At 58.6% G+C, this 16,953-nt stretch carries 13 protein-coding genes; 3 read left to right on the top strand and 10 right to left on the bottom strand.

The window, feature by feature from the left end; all coding sequences use genetic code 11:
• Positions 1 to 94 precede the first annotated feature (94 nt).
• Entirely contained in the window at positions 95 to 1,789 is a 1,695-nt protein-coding gene (locus tag ACWGXE_RS10055; protein WP_447603379.1) for a tetratricopeptide repeat protein, read from the top strand.
• A gap of 228 nt (positions 1,790 to 2,017) precedes the next feature.
• Here the strand turns inward: ACWGXE_RS10055 and ACWGXE_RS10050 are convergent, their stop codons facing one another.
• The 5 genes from ACWGXE_RS10050 to ACWGXE_RS10030 form a co-directional block, all read right to left on the bottom strand.
• Positions 2,018 to 3,469, bottom strand: a complete 1,452-nt coding sequence (locus ACWGXE_RS10050) for an RtcB family protein (RefSeq protein ID WP_447603377.1) — start codon at positions 3,467 to 3,469, stop codon at positions 2,018 to 2,020.
• A gap of 6 nt (positions 3,470 to 3,475) precedes the next feature.
• Complete coding sequence (locus ACWGXE_RS10045; RefSeq protein WP_447603375.1) at positions 3,476 to 3,916, bottom strand: archease; 441 nt, start codon at positions 3,914 to 3,916, stop codon at positions 3,476 to 3,478.
• 109 nt (positions 3,917 to 4,025) lie between these two features.
• Positions 4,026 to 5,006, bottom strand: a complete 981-nt coding sequence (locus tag ACWGXE_RS10040) for a succinate dehydrogenase/fumarate reductase iron-sulfur subunit (protein WP_447603373.1) — start codon at positions 5,004 to 5,006, stop codon at positions 4,026 to 4,028.
• 123 nt (positions 5,007 to 5,129) lie between these two features.
• Complete coding sequence (locus ACWGXE_RS10035; protein ID WP_447603371.1) at positions 5,130 to 6,287, bottom strand: M24 family metallopeptidase; 1,158 nt, start codon at positions 6,285 to 6,287, stop codon at positions 5,130 to 5,132.
• Positions 6,288 to 6,306: 19 nt separating this feature from the next.
• A complete protein-coding gene (locus ACWGXE_RS10030; protein WP_447603369.1) occupies positions 6,307 to 9,756 on the bottom strand; it encodes a YhdP family protein in 3,450 nt (1,149 codons plus the stop codon).
• Positions 9,757 to 10,030: 274 nt separating this feature from the next.
• Between ACWGXE_RS10030 and ACWGXE_RS10025 the strand changes: the two genes are divergently transcribed.
• Together ACWGXE_RS10025 and ACWGXE_RS10020 are read left to right on the top strand one after the other, a co-directional pair.
• Positions 10,031 to 11,308, top strand: coding sequence for an MFS transporter (locus tag ACWGXE_RS10025; protein WP_447603368.1), 1,278 nt, complete (start codon positions 10,031 to 10,033; stop codon positions 11,306 to 11,308).
• Positions 11,309 to 11,360: 52 nt separating this feature from the next.
• Positions 11,361 to 11,882 carry a peptidylprolyl isomerase gene (locus ACWGXE_RS10020; protein WP_447603366.1) on the top strand — a complete coding sequence of 174 codons (522 nt, stop codon included), beginning with the start codon at positions 11,361 to 11,363 and terminating at the stop codon, positions 11,880 to 11,882.
• Between the two features lie 135 nt (positions 11,883 to 12,017).
• Here ACWGXE_RS10020 and amrB read toward each other — a convergent pair whose 3' ends face one another.
• The 5 genes from amrB to ACWGXE_RS09995 form a co-directional block, all read right to left on the bottom strand.
• Positions 12,018 to 13,250, bottom strand: a complete 1,233-nt coding sequence (amrB, locus tag ACWGXE_RS10015; RefSeq protein WP_447603932.1) for an AmmeMemoRadiSam system protein B — start codon at positions 13,248 to 13,250, stop codon at positions 12,018 to 12,020.
• Positions 13,251 to 13,318: 68 nt separating this feature from the next.
• Positions 13,319 to 14,080, bottom strand: a complete 762-nt coding sequence (locus ACWGXE_RS10010) for a hypothetical protein (RefSeq protein WP_447603364.1) — start codon at positions 14,078 to 14,080, stop codon at positions 13,319 to 13,321.
• Entirely contained in the window at positions 14,077 to 14,925 is an 849-nt protein-coding gene (locus ACWGXE_RS10005; protein WP_447603363.1) for a hypothetical protein, read from the bottom strand. Before ACWGXE_RS10005 ends, ACWGXE_RS10010 begins: the two co-directional genes overlap by 4 nt.
• 92 nt (positions 14,926 to 15,017) lie before the next feature.
• Positions 15,018 to 15,668: a hypothetical protein gene (locus ACWGXE_RS10000; protein WP_447603361.1), complete on the bottom strand. Its 651-nt coding sequence runs from the start codon at positions 15,666 to 15,668 to the stop codon at positions 15,018 to 15,020.
• Entirely contained in the window at positions 15,665 to 16,927 is a 1,263-nt protein-coding gene (locus tag ACWGXE_RS09995) for a DUF6754 domain-containing protein (RefSeq protein ID WP_447603359.1), read from the bottom strand. Before ACWGXE_RS09995 ends, ACWGXE_RS10000 begins: the two co-directional genes overlap by 4 nt.
• Positions 16,928 to 16,953 lie beyond the last annotated feature (26 nt).

The following is a 16,953-nucleotide window of genomic DNA, read 5'->3' as shown; positions in this document are numbered from 1 at the left end:
CTCTTTGACGTTGTGCCGAACTTTGCGTTAGGCTTGGACCGGCTCGACCGCCACCAGCAGCCGCATCGAGATTCATCGATCGGAGCCTTTCCTTATGAACCGCGCCGAACGACGCCGGCAGGGCAAGCAGCAGACCAGGCAGAGCCTTTCCGGCTCACCGGGAGTCCGGGCCCTCGTCGAGCAAGCCAAACGCGCCCACCAGGCCGGACAGCTTCAGCAAGCGGAACAAATGTATCGCGCCGCGCTGGCCACAGCGCCCGATCATCCGGACGCGACCCACTATCTTGGTCTCCTCTACTATCGGCTTGGACGCTTGGAAGAGGCACTTCACTTATTGGTCGAAGCCTGCAGTCTGGACCAGGGCAACCCTCTCTACTGGTTCAATACAGGAGTCGTCGCTCAACGGGCCGGGAAAAGGGACGAGGCGGTCCGCGCCTATCAGCAAGCGCTTCTTCTCAATCCCCGTCATCTGGAGGCGCGCGCAAATCTGGGAAATGTCCTCAAGGAATTGGGCCGCCTGGAAGAAGCGGAAGAGGCCTATGAGCACGTATTGCGAACGGCGCCTGATCACGTCGAGACATTGAATAGTCTCGGTGTCCTGTGTAAGGAGCGCGGACAGACGGAACAGGCCGTCGCTTCATACAGTCGAGCCATCGCCCTCAAACCGAATCATGCCGAGGCCCATAACAATCTCGGCTTGATTTATATGGATCAGGGGCATCTCGATCAGGCGATAGCCTGTTACGAGAAGGCGCTTCGGGCCCAGCCCGGCTATCTGACCGCGACCTACAATCTCGGCATTGCCGCCATGTGGAAGGGGGAATTCGAACGGGCGCTGGCTTGCTTTCGAGCCACCGCCGAAGCCAAACACAATCAGGGCCGCCCTGTAACAGAGACAGTCGTCTATCGCTCAAGGCTCAAGCACGATGCGGAACAGATCGACTATCTCATGAACCGCGGAATCATCGGACGGGAATTCGAGCCTTACTTGGCCGGACTGAATAAGCTTCGATCCTCATTAGACGGCCGGACCGGCCAGGGCAACCGCCTTCCGGCGTCTTCCGGCGACCTTCAATCAATCGCGCCTTCCTTCAATCGGCTGGTGCATGTTGCCTCGTGCGAGAGAATGTCCGATGGCTCGATCAATCCGCATCTGGATGTCGCGGCGATCGAGGCGCGCTACCACGCCGTCCAACCGGAAGTCACCTTCGTGGACGATCTGCTCCGTCCGGAGGCGCTGGACGCCCTTCGTCGCTTCTGTTGGGCATCGACCATCTGGAAGAAGGATTATGAGAACGGCTATATCGGCGCCTTCCTGGGCGATGGATTCGCGACACCGCTGTTGCTGCAGGTTGCTCAGGAGCTGCGCGCCACGTTTCCGACGATCTTTCGTTCCCACCCCCTGACCCAAGCCTGGGCGTTCAAACACGACAGCACGCGACGCGGATTGAATATTCACGCCGATGCCGCGGCAGTGAACGTGAACTTTTGGATTACCCCGGACGAGGCCAATCTGAATCCGGATTCGGGCGGGCTCGTAGTATGGAACAAGGAAGCGCCGCGTGACTGGAACTTCAAAGAGTACAACAGCGACCGCAATCGCGGGAAGATCTACGACTGGCTCAAGCAAGCGGGAGCGGCGGAGGTAAGGATTCCCTATCGGTCAAACCGCGCCGTGATCTTTAATTCCGACCTCTTTCACGAGACCGACGAGATTTCGTTTAAAGACGGCTACACCAACCGCCGGATCAATATCACGTTGCTGTACGGGTATCGGCATCGCGACTAACAGCATGTTGCAAACCTCCGCCAGCTTTGTTCTCGTAAGGGCGCTCACCGACTCGCGCTCGTGCGCAAACATGAGACGACTTATTCGTCGCCTCGCACACCTCAGTGGCTCCACGTACAGACCCGGGAAAAGAGCCTGTCTCGGCAGCCTCGAGGCGGGCGCGTGAGAAAGAGTACGCCGCGCCCGGGAAAAGGCGCATGCAAATGCGCCGGGGTTGGGCGGGTGTGACTAGCCCTTGATATTGCCGATCGGCTTGAGCTCGGCGACTTTTTTGGTGATTCCGGCCTGATCCACCGTGCGCACGACTTCGGAAATATCCTTATAGGCCAGCCCGGCTTCTTCCGCCAAGCCGGACATTGACACAGCCTTGACGATGATGCCGCGCTGCTTCATTTCCCGCTGAAGCTCCTCCCCGCGAACCGATCGTTTCGCTTGGCCTCGTGACATTGTGCGGCCGGATCCGTGCATCGTGGAGGCAAACGTGTCTCGCACGGCCCGCTCCGTCCCCACGAGCAGATACGAGCCCGTTTCCATGGAGCCGCCGCAGATGACCGGCTGTCCGATCTTCCGGTACCGTTCCGGCAACTCAGGGCGGCCCGGCCCGAACGAGCGGGTCGCGCCCTTCCGGTGAACCACCAGTTCACCCTCGGGATAGCGTTCGACCTTCGCAATGTTGTGAGCCACGTCATAGACCAGTTCCATCCCAAGCTCTTCAGGCGACCGGTCAAAGACGGACCCGAACGCCTCCCGGATCTGATGGGTGATGACTTGGCGATTGGCGAACGCGGCATTGGCGGCACAGTTCATGGCGCCGAAATAATCCTGTCCTTCGGGCGAACGGAAAGGCGCGCAGGCCAGCTGCTGGTCATGGACTTCGATCCCGTAGCGCCGCATCGCCTTTTCGAACACCTTGAGGTAATCGCTGGCGACTTGATGGCCGAATCCGCGGGAGCCGCAATGCACCATGATGGCGATTTGTTCCCGGCCGTAAATTCCCATGGCTGCGGCGGCATCACGATCGAATAGCCCGTCATCGGTGATCACTTGGACTTCAAGATAATGATTGCCCGATCCGAGCGTGCCGAGTTGGTTGATGCCCCGCGTCACGGCTTGGTCAGTGACATTCGAAGGATCGGCTTGGTCGAGACAGCCCTTCTCCTCGATACAGTCCAAATCCCGTTGCCACCCGTATCCTCGTTCGATGCACCAGCGGGCACCACGGCGCATGACATCGGCAAATTCCGTCCGGTTCAGCCGCACGAAGCCTTGCGAACCGACGCCGGCGGGAACGCGGCGGAATAATTCCGTCATGAGCCGGTCCAGCCGGGGCTGGACGTCTGCCAGAGAAAGATCGGTTCGGATCAACCGCATCCCGCAATTGACGTCATAGCCCACCCCGCCCGGTGAAATGACGCCTTCATTCCTGTCGAACGCGGCCACTCCACCGATCGGAAATCCATAGCCCCAGTGGCCATCCGGCATACAGAGCGCATACCGTTGGATGCCCGGCAGACAGGCCACATTGGTCACCTGCTCGAACACGCCCCGGTCCATGGCCGCCAGCAGTGTCTCGCTCGCGTAAATGCGCGCGGGAACCACCATGCCGGATTTCTCCGATCGGGGGATCTCCCACACTTCATCGGCAATCCGGTTCACCGTCATGTCCGTATTGAGTCTCATAAAGTCTCATACGTCGAGAACGACCCTCGCCTTCCAGCCGCCGTCGGTCTGCTTCACTTCATAGAGGTGTTTCGTCACGCCTTTCACGTCCGATCGGAGCTCTTGTCGAACCGGATCGACCGGTTCGCCATAGACCCATCCATGGAGCCGGCAGGCAGAGCCGCCGGATTCACGACCTAACGTGAGCGTGGCGTCGTGGAAGACCACGCCGTGTGCGTCCTTCAAATACACCAATTCCTCCAGCCAGTCGAACAGCAACGACGGCAGGTCGCTTGCGGACCGATCGACGGCATAGACCCATGTCCGGCCGATGGTGGCTGGATCAGCCAGGCTTTGGATCATGGCGCTCGTGGCCGCCCTGATCAGTTCGTCGGGAGAATCGGCGATCGCCTCGAACGCCATGTCGGCCACCGCAATATCATCGGGAAAGGTGACGTGGTAGGACATCCCGCTCTCTCTGTGTCATAGAGCCCCCGCCTGGTGCTTTCCTCCACGAAGACAAGATTTACGGAGGGCACTGGGCGATCGCGCCGAACTGAAGTCTTAAGATGCCATGCTAGCGACGAGCCGCGCGCCGGCGGCGCCGCGCGGCGGCAAAGATGGCTCGGACCTGTTCGATCCCCGTCAGGCCGTGGCCGAACGGGCTCGGCACCTTTCCCTTGAGCAACATTTTCATCCCGAGCGGCAGCACGCGGAGCAATCCGGATAGGCTGCCCCCGATGACCTTCAACGGCATGACCGCTTCATTGAGCCGGCCGTCTTGCTCAATGAGCCCGGCAAATCCGATGATGTGCCGCGCCCCGCCGGTGGAGGTCAACCCGCGTTCGAGCGCCGCCCGCCGCAAGCGGATAATGGCTTCCATCGGCTTCACATCCTTCGGACAGACCTCGACGCAATAATTACAGCGTGTACAGTCCCACATGCCGTCCGGCTGTTCGAGAACTTGGAGGCGACGATATTTGTCGTTGTCCGGCTCCCGCGGATCCGAGAGAAATCGATCGGCCTTCGCCAGCGCCGCCGGACCGAGAAACCCTTTCGAGACTTCATGGCTGGTGCAGGCGGCGACACAGGCTCCGCACATGATACAGGCATCGACGTTATGAAATTGGTACGTCTCCGGCGACAGCCGGAGTTGCGCCGAAAAGCCGTACCGGCGCGTGGGGCTGACGGTCGGGCTGAGCCATGGTGTCACCGCTCGCACCTTGTCCCAAAACGACGACATGTCCACGACGAGGTCTTTGATGACCGGCAGGTTGTCCAGCGGCCCAATGCGCAGCGCTCCGTGTCGCTCCAATTCCTTGCGTATCGACGTACGGCAAGCCAGCTTTTCCGTCCCATTGATATCCATGGCACAGGAGCCGCAGATGGCGGACCGGCAGGAATAGCGAAGCGATAAACTGCCGTCCAATTCGTTCTTGATCCGGATCAAGGCTTCCAAGACCGTCATGCCGCGTCCCACCTCTAGGCGGTAGTCCTCCCAACGAGGCTTCGGGTCGCGCTCAGGATTGAATCGGCGAATGGAAAACGTTAAACGCATTGATTGTGGGGAAGTTTTGAGTTCTGAATGATGAGTTATGAGTTCCGAAGAGTTCAGAGTGAGCACTACTCTGACAACTCAAAACTCAGAACTCATACCTCAGAACTCGCGATCGCGTTGCGTTCAGTCGAGTTCAAAGACTTTCGGATAGTTCGTAAGGTTCCGGCACCCGTCCTTGGTTACGAGGACCATATCTTCGATGCGGACTGCGCCCAATCCGGGATAGTAGAGACCCGGTTCCACAGTGACCACGTGGCCCTCTCTGAGAATGGAACCGGTCCGGCTGATTCGAGGCGCTTCATGGATATCGAGACCGACCCCATGCCCGGTACCATGAAAATACCCCTGCATCCGCCCATTCACGAGGCCGGTGCGATATCCCGCCCGCTCGAATCGGTCGCAGATTCCCTGATGAATCTTCGCCCCGTCCGCCCCGTCGCGCACCTGGGTGATGGCCTCTTCCTGGGCGTCCTTCACCGTTTGGTACAAACGTCTGAGATCACTCGATACCGTGCCGCGAATAATCGTCCGCGACATATCGGCAAAATACCGACTGGTGGCCGATCTCGGAAAGACGTCAAAAATGATGCTGCGGTGAGCCGGCAACGGCCCGCTGCCTTCATTGTGAGGGTCGCAGGCTTGTTCGCCGCCGGCCACAATGGTGTGCTGCGCGATGCAATCGCGTTCCATTAGGGCGACGTTGATCAATTTCTTGATCCGCTCCGACGTCACCACTTCGCCGTCCAGCCACAATTGGTCCTCGCGGATCACCGCCCGGCGTAACGCATCATGGGCCACGGCCACGGCTTCCTCGGTCGCCCGCTGCGCCGCTTCGATATGCCGAACTTCCTCGTCCGTCTTCACGACACGGCTTTCATAAAACGGTTCCCGTTTCGAGCGGAGCTGATAGCCCAATTCCTGCAACTTCATGGCATGAAAAAAAGGAAAGTTCGCCGGGACCACGATATGTTTAATCCGTCGATCCCCGAGGACCTGATGCGCGATATCTACTGCTCCCGGCTCCGCTATACCCTGCTGCTTGGCTCGTCGTTCTATTTCCGAATAGGACAGGACGGTATCGACGCTCGCCTGATTCTTGGCCCGGTCCATTTCCAGATCGCTCATAATCATGAGCCGCTCCTCGCCGATCTCGAGATAGAGGAACGGATCGGGCGCCATAAAGCGCGTGGCGTAGTACAGATTGGAATCCGACTCGCTGGCCGCGATAAAGAGAACGGCGGAATCGCTGCGGTCGGGCGGTGCTGGGATAAACGAGGACATCGGGCCTCCGACAGACTACTTATTGCATGCTATCACGAGGTCCAGGGGCGGTCAAGGAGTCGGACTGTGATTCCGCCCCCGCCTGCGTCGGAGGCTCGGTGAGCACGGGCGACCGTGGACGGCGCAATTCGAGGGCGGGATCGATGGCCGGACCCGTCTCCTCCTGCGGCGTCAAAATATCCACGGGAAGCAGGACGGTATTCTTCAACACATCGAAGGCGAGTTGCGCGACACCGGTGAGGCCGCTGGCAAACGACTTCATTGGCAAATACGTGACGTCGGGATCTTCGATCGATCCCTTGACCTGAAATAACGCGGTCGCCAGGCCTTTGCGGTCTCCGGCGACGAGCCGGCCGAACAGCGGGATCGATTTCAGAAACTGAGAATAAGGCCCGAACGGGCTGACGGCCCAGACCATGTCGAGTTGGTCGGTCGGCATGTCATATGCTCCGGCCGCCGTGATCTTCACGACCGGGCTATCAATGATGAAATTCTGCGTCTGGACCAAGCCGTCCTGCACGATTAAGGTGGCCGTCATCTTATTGTACTGGAGTCCCTCCTTGTCAAAATCCACTTTGCCCTGCAGCACCGCCGGAAGATTGAGAAGCGTGAGGATTTTCCAGATCGCCCGCTTGTCTGTTCTCAGAATATGGCCCTCTTGCGCCACCATCTCCGTTTTCCCGTTCAGCGTAGGAAGCACTCCGTGAGGATTGCGGCCATTCCCGCGCATGGCGCCGATCAGCTTGACGTCCCCCGTCATGGAGTGATCGACGGCTCCAAACAGCGGAATCAACGTTTCTAACGGGATCCCCGTCATTCGGATCGACCCTTCCGTTTCCGCCGGAGCTTCCCTCGGAAGATGGACGACCAAACGCCCGGCGACTTGTCCGGTTCCCGACTGTCCGGCAACGCGGTCTAGATCGAGCACCCCATCCTGGATGGCTATGCGGCCGGATAACCCGCCGAATCGCAAGTGCTTGTAATATCCCTTATCGACGGAGAACGTGGCGCTCACGTGGCTGGTCGCGGCCAACAGTTCCAGCAGTTCTCGGATCGGCGACCGTTCCCCTTTTGGAATCAACAAGTCGATGTCCAATTGTGGCGATTCAATTTTCGCGGCAATCACCGGTTTAACCGTCCAGTTTCTGACGGTGCCGGACAGAGTCAAATCGCTGTCCTTGACGTGAAACGACAATTGTTTGATGTCCGCGCTGTTGCGGGCGAACTTCAAGCGGACATACAGATCCTCGATATGGCCATCCAAACCCTTCGCGTTCATCAGCCCGTTCGTCAATGCCACCCAGCCGCCGGTGCGCCAGTTTTTCCAATCCGCGTCATTGCCTTTGATGTCCATGGACATCTCGAAGTTTCCCGCCTCGATGCCTCCTTTGTAGATCCATTCCGGCAAGCTCGACAGCGAAACGGTGCCGGTCGCGAGTTCCGCATCAATGGTGAACCGCTCTCCAAGCGTAATTTTTCCTTTCAAGGGCAGGCGCAGCGGGGGCAGCACGAGTTCGAGTCTCGTGATGGTGAGGCCTGCATTCTTGACCATATCCGCTTCAAATTCCACGGAAGCCGGCGTCCCCGCCGGCTTTTCTCCTAGATAGGGAAGTGTCAGTCTGGCGTCGCTCAGGACGACATCGCCGCGAAGATGCGGTGCGGCCGTCAGGCCTGAGAAAATGAACCGGCTCGCCACCATTCCGGACAGCAAATCCTCGGGAACACTGCCCGCTGACATGAATTGGCGCAAATGAGATGCATGCCCGCGGGTCCGAATGACGAAATCTTGAAACAGACTGTTCGCGCCGCCGCCGATCTGTCCATTGATCTGCAATTGAGCCTCGCCGAGCGCGGCCGTCACTTGGTCGAATTGCGCGCCACCGGTCTGCGAGAACACAATGCGTCCCTGGATAGCGGTCAGTCGTTGCGGCAGCGCGGGATTGGACAACGCGGCCTGTTGCGTGACGACTTCCCCGCCCGCGAATGTGACTCCATCCGGCTTGTCGAGCGGCCCCACCAGGCGAAAGGTCGGTTGCGCCTGCCCCTCGATGTCCCGAGACTGTGCCAATATCGAAGCCAAGCGGTCCGAGCGAATATTCTTGACGAGGAACCGGACCAGTTCCGAAGCGGCCATAGTGCCGTTGATCTCCAACTCCAGCCAGGGACCGGATTCCAGAAACGAGACAATCGCCTTGCCGTCCGCAATCTGGATTGCGCCGTACGCGCCGGTGATTTTTGTGACACGGATCCGTCCGGCCTCGACTGAAATTGCCGCGGCAATGTCTTGAGTAGGCACACGATCGTTGCCGATCAAGGCTCGGCCTTTGGTCACCCGAAAATCTCCGGTCATCGACAGTTGCTGGCTGGCGACCGTCGAACCGGTCAATGTGGCGGACACGACCTCCACCGTCCCGCCGAGTTGACGATCGGAGACCACCGCGGGAAGTTGTTGGTGAATCCATTCGGCGGGGAATCGAGCGAATAACTCCTTGAGGTCTACCGAAGGAGAGGCAAATGTCACCGAAAACGTCGGCTGTTCCGTCATGAGGCCTGCCAGATTTGCCTTGGCCGTCACCACCAGCTCATCGACATTGGCCGCAATATCGGTCAGCATCACATCATAACCCGCCACGCCCGGCACAATGCGGATGCCGCTCTTGATGCTTGCCGCCCCTTGCAATCGCTCCGGCACCGGACGAGGTCCGAGAAAATCCGCGACTTCGCGGAGGTGCAGATTCTCCGCTTCCAGAGTCCCGTCGAACTGCAGCGCCGGCCTCGCCGTATAGGGTTCCTCGGCGGCAAAGGTCGCCGAAGACTCACTCAGCATGACAGTGCCGGTGAGCGACACCGCCGGTGGAGTCCGATCATTGGAGAGTTGGGCCGAGACGTGCAGATCTCCTTGCGCTTTGCCGGGATAGACCTTGAGCGCGACTTCGACCGCTTCCAACTGCGCCGTCCTGATTCCGTCCGGTCTCGCTTCATCCGTGATCGTAATGTGACCGTTTTGAATCGTCGCTTCACGGATCTGGAGCAGCCGGCCGAACGTCTGAAGGCCGCTTTCGTCACGCGTCGAGGTTTGGATTCCGGCCAAAACATTCCACTGCCCATTCTTGAAGCGATGGAATGTCATGGTGGGCTCTTCGAGAAAGATGCGTTTAGCCACGACTTGCTTGCGCAACAACGGAAACAAGCGCAGCACGATGTCGATATTCTTGGATGTGAATACGACGTGGGTCGGATCATCGTGGCCGTAGACGGCCACCCCGCTCAATTCGAGTCTGATACTGGGCAGGACGACGAGCTTGACCCGTTCGACCTCAATTTTGCGTTTGAGACTGGCTTCGAGTTGCTGGAGAAAGAATTGCTTGAGGAAATCGACTCCGGTCAGCTCACGAGAGTAGAGCAGGAAGAGCACGCCGAGCACGAGCACACCGAATATGAGCAGGACGACGACGCGAAGACGTTTCACTCCTCCTCCACTATTGTAGGATCGATCTTACCGGATGGACCGCCAGGAAATCTAGAAACGATAGAGGGTGCGCGACACGACGAATAAGGCGCGGCATGTTTGTGGACGCCACCGAGTGGTGAGATGGCCGTGTCCCGTGAGCGGACCAATATCCGTACACCGCCTAATTGGTGAACCGGCCGTGCCTCGCACAGTTGCAGGAGAACCTTTCTTGAGTAATGCAGGGTATAATGCGGGCCGCAACCGGCATCGGTCGCCAATCAATGGAGCCGACATGACCATACCGCAATCTCCCACCGTCAGACGTAGCACCATCTTGGTCAGCCTACTCTTTCTCATCAGCGTCGTCACCTATATCGACCGCGTCAATATCTCGGTGACGGCACGGCAGATGATGCCGGCGTTCGGATTGACCAACCAGGACATCGGGCATGTCTTTTCGGCTTTCGTGTTGGGCTACGCGCTCTGTCAGATTCCCGGCGGCAGGCTTGGAGACCGCTGGGGCGCACGTATCGTTCTGACTGTGGCGGTGATCTGGTGGTCGGTCTTCACCGGACTGACGGCCGTTGCGGCCAGCTCCCCTCTGACCGGACTTGTCGGAATAACCGGCTCTCTGCTTGTCGTGCGTTTCATGTTGGGCGTGGGGGAAGCGGTGGCCTTACCCAATTTCAATCGCGCGGTGGCCGACTGGGTCCCGTCGAACCGCCGCGGGCTCGGCATCGGCATCGCGATCGGCGGCATCGGAGTCGGTGCGGCAATCACGCCGCCGCTGGCCGCTTGGATCATGGTGAACTGGGGATGGCAAGTCGTGTTCTATCTCTGCGCCGCCCTCGGACTGCTGGTCGCCATCTTCTGGCTGGCCCTATCCGGCGAGCGGCATGCCGATCCGGGCCCCGGCCGTGACGGGCTTCCCCAGAACATGTCACGAACGCGAACCTCATCGGTTCCGATACCTTGGAAGCGACTTGCCACGCATGCCACGCTGCGATGGCTGGTCCTCAGCTACAGCTGCCTCGGGTATGTCGCCTACGTCTACATGTCGTGGTTTTATCTGTACCTGGTCAATGTCCGTGGTTTTGACGTGCTGCGCGGCGGATGGTTCGCATCGGCCCCCTTTCTCGCCATTCTGATCTTTTGTCCGTTCGGCGGGTGGATGACGGATCGACTGACGTTAGGCTTTGGAGTGAAGACCGGACGAGTTTCGGTCGGCATGGCCGGCATGCTGCTCGCGGGCACGGCCATCGCGGTCGGAAGTCTCGCCGCTTCCCCGGCGCTGGCCATTATTTCCCTTTCATTTGGGGCCGGCTGGCTCTATTTCACCGTCGGCGCATACTGGACCTCCGCAACCGACCTTTCGAAAACCCATACCGGGATATTATCCGGCATCATGAACACCGGCGCCAACCTCGGAGGCGCGATCTCGCCGACCCTGACGCCTTGGATCGCCGATTATTGGGGATGGCCTGCGGCGCTGGGCGCCGCGGCGCTCGTCGCGATCGCCGGCGCTGTAATGTGGCTCAAGATCGACCCGGAACAAGCGTTCAAACAATGACGCTTTTCTCCCTCTTGCCGCCGCAATCCCAAGCCTGTTAGATTCCTACGCCATGACGATCCAATTTCAGAAGAAAGACCCGCGGGGCAGCATTGTCACGAAATTCGGTGAGATCAAAATCCGATTTTACCCAGACGACGCGCCGCGTCATGTGGAGAATTTCATCAATCTGGCAAAGATGGGATTTTACGACGGCACGACCTTCCATCGCGTCGTTCCGGGCTTTATCATTCAGGGCGGGGATCCGTTGAGTAAAGAGTCGGATCGCTCTCTGCACGGATCGGGCGGGCCTGGCTTCTTCTTGAATCCCGAACCGAATGACCGCCCGCATAAACGAGGTGCGCTCTCGATGGCCAAGATGCCGCGCGACGGGACCAGCACCCGGGATTTCAACGACAACGGTTCACAGTTCTTTATTTGTCTGGTGGATAACAGCGGCTTAGATCGCCGCTATACCGTCTTTGGAGAGATTTATCGGGGCATCGAAATCATCGATAAGATCGCGGCCGTTGTCCGGGACGATAAAGATAATCCGCTCGAGCCGATCACCATGACGGTGACGGTCAACGAATAATGAGGCATTAGGAATGTGGAATGAAAAAATGTGACGAGAGACAAAGCTGCAAAACTGGATCTTAAACGGAGAGCGACGATTTAGGCTCCAGGTTGACGTCGCACTTCTCCGAGCAATTCCTCATTCCTCATTGGGCTAGAAGAACGCCATGCTGGCATACGTCACGGTCGAATTATATTGATCCGTGATGCCCCGGTCGTACCGAAGCACCTGCCCTTGTTCCGCCTCGATCAGCCGCAGCAGCGTATAGATCGGCGAAAATCCGGCGATCCGCCGCTGGTCTCTTTCCCGCTGGATGAACGAAGCAAATTCCTCAGGCTGCCGTTCCTCCACATGCTTGAGCATCGCCAGATCCTGCTGCATGCAGCGGTGAAACGAGAAATCCGTCGGGGGAGCAGCATCCCCGTACCGCATGCCCACATGCGCAAGTTCGGCGCCGGCCACGACGCAATAGGGTCGGCGGAGCTGCGCGAGCGCTTCGCTCAGCGCATGAATGAAGGCCTCCGCTTCTTCCCGCACACGGGAATCCATCAAACTGCTCGCGGAAAAAGAAGATAGGACCGGCACGATCGAAAATTCCTTTTTCGTTCCGACGATATGCTGAAGAAAGGGCAGTTGGAACTCAATCGCCTGCTCATTCAGGTGCGCCAATTCTTCTTCGAACGAGGCGGGCGCGGAGGCCCGAAGCTGATCGGCCACGCTTCGCTCCACCGGCACCACACCCAATGGAGTTTCAAAGTCCTTATCGGTCACGGCAAACAACCGGCCTAGGCCCGAATAGGCCGTGCCGATGACGACAAACACATCCGGCTGTTGCGCTTCGTCCAATTCCTTGTAGGCCCAGGCATAAACCGGTCCGGCTTCCTTGATTTCATAGGTCGGGGCGACCAGTCCCTTGATCGGTTTGCCCTGATGCTCGGAGGCCTTGGGTTCCGGCCCGTCTTTGGATTTGAAAAATCCATCGATCTGGCGGCGCAGCTTCGCCCCATCCGCCTCATAGCTGCGTCCGGAAAAGACGGGCTTCCGAACCGCAGCACGCCGGTACGCATCTAATGCGCTCTGTCTCGCCGAATCCACGCGAGCCCCTTCCAGGAATAGCTTGTCATCCAGTTCCGACACGAGCTGCTCGACCTTGTTCGGCATGAGAAACTCGCCGAAGCGCTTGAGATAGATTGCGCCGATCTCCTGCAGCGAGTGCTCCCCGTCAAAATGCTGCACGATGAAGAAATAGTTCAACGGGAGGACCAATTTCTCCTTGCTGAGCCCCGTCGGGTCCCACAGGACGACGTATTGGTCCTCCCCTTCCTTGATCGGCGAGAACTGCAGGTTTCGAAGGGCGGGATATTGGTTGGCGTCCTTGGTTATCATCCTCGTCACAGTCTTCTCCTTGGCGGAGGCATTCTATCGGAGGGAGCTGTCGGGCTGCAACCACACGGTTAGGAATGATCGGGAGGCAACGTCCGGTCGCGGCGGCTGAGCAGGATCAGGGTGATGATGGTGAGCGCAAGCAGCCAAACGGTCGGGCTGCCGTATGACGTGTCGGAAAATTGGATCAGGTCCGTCAACCGGCCGATCAGCAGCGACATGCGGGCCATGACCGTATAGCCGAAGGCCGCACCGAAGGAAATCATCAAAAAGAAAATGCCGGCGCGCGCCACGACTTTTCCCGCGCCCGTGTGTTCGACAGAAAAAAAGAAGTAGAACAAGACCGACACGACTCCGAAGAGGATGATGATGGCATTCAGATTACTGGCTGGATTCAACAAAGCCATGGAAAACGTCAGGCCGTCGCCGGGCACGGCGGTCACCAATGGACGAACCGTGTCTTCGATTTGCTTTAAGATAAAAGATGAAATGGTCCGTGGAATGGCCAGTCCCGCGCCGACTCCGACGATGAACGCGAACGCATAGCGGGACAACCAGGCGGCCTTGGGAACATAGCGCGTGAGCATCAACATCCCGATCCCGACCGGGATCACCAGCGACCATTCCCCCTTGTCGAGAATCGGCCGCACGATTAGGGTCATGACGACGGTGTCGTAGGCCTTTACGATTGTATAACCGAGTGACACGCCGACATAGAGATGTTCGGCCACCTTGAACAGCGGATTATCCTTATAGAGGAATGAAAAGATGAACAGTGTCAGGCCGGTTGCGACCCAGGCGCCAAGGATTGCTTCAAAGCTGGGTGCCATCATGACGATCCGGTCCGGCTCTGCTCCCGCTCGGATCGGCGCAAGCTGAAATAAAAGAGGTTACAGGTGAGGACCAGCATGATGATCGCAAGATGAGTCGCGGATTGCGCATCCATGCCGGCGATGGCCCTTCCCTTCTGACCGACCAAACCTTCATATTCAGCCGCCCCGCGCAGGCCGCCGATCAAGCCGTTGATTTGGCCGCTACGTAACAATGGATAGAGGCCGGGGGCGATCACACCGGTGCAGCCTCCGCCTAGCTCGAATTTGTACTTGTCCTTGCCGAACACATACCACGCTTCCACGCCGGGATTGCCGGCTGCCAGACTGACGGCATAATGTACATCGCGCAGGCTGTTGACCCCAGCCAGGACCGGAAGGCCCTTCGTGGCCTTGGCTCCGTAATCCGTGGGAAAGGCGGTGTACAGATCCTGCCCCATATTCACGATGACGGCCGACCCGCCGGGACTCCACCCGAGAAAGACATAGTCCTTGCCATTTTGCTTGCCCATTTCCGCCGCAACCTGACTGATGATTTGATCGGCGAGCCCGGTCCCCGTCACCCACAACGTCATGGCGATAATGCGAAGATTCTTTCGAAAGGCGTGGCGCAGAATTGCAATCGCCTGAGGATGTAGTTCCGGCTTGGAGGCAGGGTCGAAGTCGAGTGACAAGAGAAAGACCGACCCTTCCGGCAACCCTTCAATGTAATCGTAGACCCCGCGGACCTCCTGAGACGTCCGAATGGGAAGTCCCACCGGAAACAGAAGAGGAAGCAGCGTGCAGAGCCCGATCACCACGAAGATAATCCGTCTATCGATCTTGAGCATGCGCTCGGCGAAAGTCACGTCAGTACCTCGCAGCAGTACGACTTGGTGATGTGGCGACGTGGTGAAGTCTCTCCTTCAAGAATCACCCGATCTCCAAATCGTACTTTCCCTTATTCCCGTCCCCCGCCCAGATAAGACCGTTCCACTCCGAAGATGATCTTGAACGACAGCGCGACGGCCCCGAGGCTGACGCCGATGAGAATCGCGCGCCGCACCGCCGCGTTCAGGACATTGAGGATCCATGCCGAGAGATCGCCGCTGATCGGCAAAATGAATTCCCCAAGCGGGACACGCCCCATCATCACAATCATGGCGGCCACGAGCAGCACGGCCGCTTCACGGCTTCTTGCACGGAACGACCGGTAGGCCGCGGATGCGATAAAAAACGCCAGAATGGCGAACATGGTGCCCTGAAGTGGCACGAGGGTATAGGAATACACCCAACCAAATGACGTCATCGCGCCGTCGATGGTTTCCTTGCCCCCGTTCCACAGGCCGACGAAGACCGTCACGACGATTCCGGCATAGAGCACCAAGCTATACCCCCAGCCTGCTTCCTGCCGTCGGATTTTTGCGGCATGGAGCTGAAACAGGCTGGTAATGCCCAGCACCAGCGCGAAACCGCCGATGATTTGGAGCCATTTCGTCACGGTGGTCAGCAACTGTTCGGAAGCAGGATGCGGGACATAGTATTGAGCGGCAAACAGCAAGCCGGTGATCATCGTGACGAGCAGCGGCAATTGTCGGCGGAGAAAGATCATTTGAAATCCTTGAACAGATCGAGCATCAGGCGCGGCCAATCACCGCCGGTGACGACGCCGATGGTGGCGATCAGCGTGCCCACGCCGATCACGGCAAGAATGAAGGCCTTTCCCAAATCCTGTCCCCGCAAGGTGCCGATTTGAACCGGCTCCTTGGACAAGTACGCGCTGGCCGCGTAGAGCTCTTCGCCGATCAACGTGTAATCGCACGTCGTGACAAAGAACGGTAATTGGTGATCCGAATCGGTCCCGGCGATCTGAATCGCCCCCGTGCTGGCGCCGGTTTCAGTAAGCAGCAGTGATTCGGCAAAGTACGAGCCCATGAAAAAATTGGCCGCGGGCTTTCGCCGCAACATGATGCCGTCCACCGCCGCGGTGTAGCTGAATTGATCGCTGGTAATGAAAAAATTGGCGTCCTCTTTAAAAAGATCCGGCTTGCCGGCTTCCAGGTACGCTTGTTTCGTAATTTCCTGGCAGACCGCCATCGTGATCGGCTCGCGGTGCGGCACCAGCAGGTCGGTCTCATAGGAGGCGGCCCGCTTGGCGACGCGCCCCAGAATCACGGCCGCCGCAATGGTCGAGGGATCGCTCATGTCGTGCGCGCCGGTCAAATACAGCACCGGCTTGCCCAACTCAGTCGCTCGCCCGATCGCTTCATCAACCGCATCAAGCCCGGCGATCCGCCGGAGAAATATTTCCTTTCGTTTCGCCTGGCTGATCGCGAAAAAGACGACCGAGCCGAACAGCAGCGCCAACATGAGGTTGTTGAGCTGGTTGAGATTGATCCAATTGGCAAGCGGGGTGGCCTGTACGGGTGGAGCGAAGATTCGCTCGGCTCCTGAGACGGCGGCGACGGTGACTATATAGCCCTCGCCGTTCTTGAGCTCGATTCCCTTTCCGTTTTTGATCGTGAACAGGTGCTCATCTGAGCCGCCCGGCCTCACCCACCAGGCGGCTTTGACCCCGCGCACATAATGGGAATCGGAACCGACTTCAGCTACGATCTTGAAGGCGGAGGGATCACCGGACGTTGCCCCTTCACCGAGCAAGACTTGGTATTTGACCGACGGGCCGTCATAGGCAGCCGCAGCCCATACGACAGTCAGACTCTCTCCCCCATCGCTCGGTGTATCGATCACGCGCAACTGTTGCGGCGGGGAAAGCGGACTTCCGGCGCTCGCATGCTCTGTAATCGTTCCTGCATAGAAAAGGATAAACCACAATGTGACAATCGGAACAATACGATGCAATGTCGACATGCAATTTTCAGTAAGAGGCAGAACTT

The organism is Nitrospira sp. Nam80 (assembly GCF_965152575.1).
Note: the sequence above shows the minus strand (reverse complement) of the source record. Positions and strands in the feature narration are given on the sequence as shown.